The organism is Kaarinaea lacus (assembly GCF_975902315.1).
The window spans coordinates 1-5,478 of the sequence record NZ_CDLKIE010000257.1 but is presented as its reverse complement, the minus strand read 5'-3'; the positions used below and the strand labels follow the sequence as shown (position 1 = coordinate 5,478).

Sequence of the window (5,478 nt, the reverse complement as noted above, 5' to 3'; positions counted from 1 at the left end):
GTTTCCGATACCGAATACACTGCCACACAGAGTGTCATGATTCAGGTAGAACCTGTCAACCAGGCACCAGTCGTTGATGCAGGATTAGATCAAACAACGACATTACCTGAAAATCAACTGACGCTGACAGGGACATTTACTGATGATGAGTTACCTGGACTTCCTTACAACTATCGATGGGAACTTGTAGAACCTCAAAATACGGCAGTGGTCATTGACCAACCTACTGCTTTAAGCACGGGCGTAACTTTACCCCAGGAAGGAAACTACATATTTCAACTGACCGTCAATGATGGTGATTTATACAGTAGCGATACAGTAACAATCACTGTTGATGCACCTGTTATTGGTACATTTCCCAGACCGACCAATCAAACCTGTATTGCACCTAATCTCCTTGCCTTAAAACCTTCAAAGATTACATTAGAAAAATCATTTCCAGAATTACCTCACCTTGGTGAGGTTATCGCCATGAAACAGGCCCCCGGTGACAATTTGAAATGGTATGCACTACTCCCGCAAGGAAAAATCGTTGAGTTTGTAAATAACAACGTAACAAGCGCAGTTGCTGACTTTTTGAACCTCGAAAACATTGTCCGCTACGACACCGGCGGTGAATTAGGATTACGAGGTATGGCTTTTCATCCCGACTATCAAAACAACGGTGAACTTTTTGTTCACTACACGATGGATGAAGTGATTAAAGTCAAAGGAAATGACGTCACCAGACTACGATCGATCATTTCCCGGTTTAGTAAAATAGACAATACATGGAATGAAGAAATAATCCTGAAAATCAACCAGCCCAATTTAACGAATAATGGTGGCAACCTCGATTTCGATCACAACGGTTATTTGCTGATTAGTCTGGGTGATGGTGGCAGCGACAACGATACCTTAGGGATGGCGCAGGATGCCACTACTTTACTGGGTTCGATGTTAAGAATTGACGTGGACAACGGTGCACCCTATACCATCCCTGCAAATAATCCATTCTTTGGCAATAACATCTGTAATGACCCCGAGACTGTGAACAATGCCAACAATTGTCCAGAAATTTTTGCCTATGGATTAAGAACACCCAACTACTGGAGCATAGATTCAGCGATCAATGCTGTATGGGTTGGAGACAATGGCCCTAACAGCAGGGCGGAAATTAACGTTATTGAAAACGGTAATAATTATGGCTGGAATGTCATGGAGGGTTCGCAGTGTAATACAAATGTAGATCCAAATTGTGATCAGAGCGGATTAACGCTACCTGTGTATGATTATGATTTTAGCAGCCCAGTTCACAATGTCGTTGCCGGCTATGTCTATCGTGGCGGCGTGCTAGACTTTTTGTACGGCAGTTTTCTTTTTGCTGACCGGTCTAGCGGACAACTGTTTAGCAGCAAATTACAGAGCAACCAGTATGTTACGGAAAATATTCTTGATACAGGCCTGACCATTTCTGGCTTTGCCAGATCCAATACAGGTGACATATATCTACTGGACCCTACACCCGGGACTGAAGCCAAGGGCAATAATATCTGGAAAATTGTTCCAGACTATGCCGGAACCGAAGCAGGACAGGTTGCCGCAAATTTGTCTGAAACTGGTTGTGTTGATCCCACATCACCTACTCAGGCTGCATCAGCAATGATTAGTTATGATGTAAATAATCCGCTATGGACCGATAGTGCGGAAAAACAACGCTATTTTGCGATTCCAGAGGGTACAACGATTAATGTTACAGCTTCTGGCGATTTTGAATTTCCTGTGGGTTCTGTATTGATGAAACACTTTGTTCTTAATGGGGAATACATTGAAACTCGCCTATTGATGTATCATCCGGAGGGCTGGTTAGGATATTCCTATGAATGGGAATATGATGCAAACGGAAATCCAGTCGATGCTGTATTACTGGGTACCGCCAAAACCAAACCTGTAGGTAACCAGACCTGGATCTATCCTTCTGGACAAGATTGCCTAGAATGTCACACCGCCAATACCGGGCGCGCGATTGGACCAGAAGTATTGCAGCTGAACCGGATGTATACTTTTCCTGAAAATGGTATTAGCACCAGCAATCAATTGCTCAGCTATGAACAAATGGGTTTACTGTCAGCCACCATACCGACGGAATTGTTGGAGAACAAATTAGTGGCTCTGGATGATTTGTCTGCAACCCATGAAGAACGAGCCAGGAGCTATTTGCATAGCAATTGCGCGTATTGCCATAGTCCAAGTGCCCCGTCATCGTTTGATATGGATTTACGATATACTACGGCGCTTGCTGACATGAACATCTGCAATGTCCAGGCAATGAGTGGTGACATGGGATTACTCAATCCTGTCATTCTAAATCCAACGGGAACGTACGATTTTCCAAATTCGGTATTGCCATTACGCATGGAAGCAGATATAAACAGTGGTAATAGAATGCCACCATTAGGTTCGGAAGTTATTGATAACGAAGCCGTTACAATTATAAAAAACTGGATTAATGACCTTTCCTTCTGTCCATAACGATGAGGTGAGCAAAATATGACTTAAGTTTCTATAAATAATGAGACCAATGAAAACTATTATGTTTATAAAACAAGTAATTGTTTCAGTACTTGCACTTGTACTGATTGCCTGTTCCAGTAGCAATAATTCCTCGGCCCCAATTCTGGATTCCGGGCTGGACTCACGACCCTCTAATCTATCCTGCGTTGCACCAGAGCAAGGCCCGCTTTCATCATCTGCGCTATCTCTTGTATCAGCATTCCCCAATCTACCCGCTATGGGTGCCGTTACTGCATTACGCCAGGCACCAGGCGATAGCAGTCAATGGTACGCGGCAACTCAGGATGGCCGTATTTTGGTATTTGACAATAGTGATACGGTGAATAGCAGTTCCGTATTTTTAGATATACAGTCGCAGGTACATTATGATGGAGAACAAGGACTGCTGGGAATAGCATTTCATCCGGATTATGCCACCAACGGTGAATTATATCTCTACTACTCAACGCTAACCCCGAATCTAAGGTCGAACATTTCCCGGTTTACTTTGGTGAACAACAACTGGCAGGAAGAAATAATTTTATCCATTCGGCAACCATTTGGTAACCATAATGGCGGAAATATATTGTTCGGACCCAACGATGGCTATTTGTACATCGGATTGGGCGATGGTGGTAGTGGTGGCGATCCGCAAGGCCATGGACAAAACCGTTTAACACTACTTGGTTCAATGTTGCGTATCGATGTCGACAATGGTTCCCCTTATGCTATACCAGCTGATAATCCTTATTTTGGCAATACATTATGTAGCAATCCAGACATCGTAACAAATCCTCAATTTTGTCCTGAAATGTATGCTTATGGTTTACGCAATCCCTGGCGCTGGAGTTTTGATCGTGCAACTCATGAACTCTGGCTGGGCGATGTTGGTCAAGGTCGAGTAGAAGAAATAGACATTATAGAAAACGGTCAAAATTATGGCTGGGTCGTCATGGAAGGGAGCGAATGCTATAACACCAGTAGTACGTCCTGCAATGCTAATAACGACTATATACTTCCCGTTGCTGAATATTCCCATAACGGCGGGGGGGCTTCTGTTGTAGGTGGTTATGTTTATCGCGGCAACAATAGTGATTTGACCTTTCTCTACGGATCTTACCTGTTTGCCGATACTTATAGCGGTCAAATTTGGCGTACTATAAGACAGGGGAATTCTTACACTACAACACCGCTTTTTGATTCAAACTTGATAATTTATTCTTTCGCTGAATCCCTGGATGGCGAGATATATGTTTTGTCACCCAACGGATCAGGGGCCGGAAACAATATTTATAAATTTGTACCGGAAACTAGTCCTGCGCCAGCATCGCCGATTCCTGGTTTACTGTCGGAAACAGGATGTTTCGATTCAACCAATCCTCTTATTCCAGCCGCTGGAGTTATTCCCTATGATATTATTGCACCCCTGTGGTCCGACAATGCTGAGAAAGATCGTTATTTTGCCATACCAAATGGAAAGCAAATCAATTTAACCAGTAGCGGTGACTTTAGTTTTCCAACAGGCACAGTATTAATAAAAAATTTCTTTTTAAATGACAAGCCCATTGAAACTCGTCTGCTTATGCGACACAGTGACTATTGGGGTGGCTATAGTTATGAATGGCAATATGATATTAATGGGAATCCAACGGATGCCCAGCTACTGGACGACACGTTAACAAAAATGATCGACGGTCAGAACTGGTTGTATCCTAGCGGATCGCAATGTTTTGAATGTCATACACAAGCTGCCAATATTTCTCTTGGACTGGAAAGTCTGCAACTTAATCGTGATTTTAGCTATCAGCAAACTGGCAGAACCGAAAATCAGTTATCTACATATCAGGCAATTGGATTATTTTCCAACTCATTGACTGATGTCCATCGCAATTTAAAACTGTATTCAATTGATGACGGATCAGCAGAATACGAATTGCGTGCCAGGAGTTATCTGCATGCCAATTGCGCTCATTGTCACCAACCGAATGGCAATGCACCCACCCCACTGGATTTACGATTTACTACTCCCTTGTCAGAGATGAATGCCTGTGATCTTGATCCGCTGGAAGGTGATCTGGGTTTTAGCGGCATTAAGATCCTGGATCCGCTAGGTAGCTTGCTTCAACCTAACTCGGTCATGACTGCGCGAATGGAATCTTTAGATACCGATACCCGGATGCCGCCATTGGGAACAGAAATTGTTGACGATTCAGGCGTACTTGTTTTGAAGAGCTGGATAGATGAATTATCGGACTGCAACCAGAATTAAGCCAGGGAGCCAATAGCCGCTACGCAAATTGCCATTAGATTGGCCGGGAAAATACCCAATGCCAGTATGGCTAGACTATTGAGGCTGAGTATAAATCGCATATCCGGTGTTGAGGTAATTTGTGATGTGTCTTCAGGCTTATCGAAATACATAAGCTTGATAACGCGCAAATAGTAAAACACACCAATGATTGAGAATATTACGGCTACGACCGCCAGCCACACCAAATCCGCATTTACTATTGATTGAATGACAGATAGTTTTGCATAAAATCCCAACGTAGGCGGCACACCCGCCATGGAAAACATAAGGATTAACATCATAAAAGCATACCATGGACTACGCTCATTAAGGCCTTTGTAATCATCCAGGCTTTCTGCTTCAAAACCGGCGCGACTCATCAGTAGTACCATACCAAATCCGCCGGCGCTCATAATGGCATAGACAATGGCATAAAACATTGCAGCCGAATAGCCGTCTTTACTACCGGATAATATACCCAGCATAATAAAACCAACATGCGAAATAGTTGAGTATGCCAGCATACGTTTAATGTTAGTCTGGGCTATCGCAATAATATTACCAATACCCATAGACAAAATAGCCATCAGAATAAGAATATCCTGCCATTGCGCGTGCATTCCGCCCAAACCATCGACCAACAGGCGCATTATCAT

3 protein-coding genes are annotated in these 5,478 nt (G+C 43.3%); 2 read left to right on the top strand and 1 reads right to left on the bottom strand.

Annotated features, from left to right (window positions below):
* Window positions 1-2,511: PQQ-dependent sugar dehydrogenase (locus tag ACWVCM_RS07995; protein ID WP_455201206.1), on the top strand; the 2,511-nt coding region annotated here is incomplete at its 5' end.
* A 61-nt stretch (window positions 2,512-2,572) separates the two neighbouring features.
* Window positions 2,573-4,801 carry a PQQ-dependent sugar dehydrogenase gene (locus tag ACWVCM_RS07990; protein ID WP_455201205.1) on the top strand — a complete coding sequence of 743 codons (2,229 nt, stop codon included), beginning with the start codon at window positions 2,573-2,575 and terminating at the stop codon, window positions 4,799-4,801.
* Here the strand turns inward: ACWVCM_RS07990 and ACWVCM_RS07985 are convergent.
* On the bottom strand, window positions 4,798-5,478 hold a 681-nt coding region (locus ACWVCM_RS07985), incomplete at its 5' end, for an NADH-quinone oxidoreductase subunit N (protein WP_455201204.1). The genes ACWVCM_RS07990 and ACWVCM_RS07985 overlap by 4 nt on opposite strands.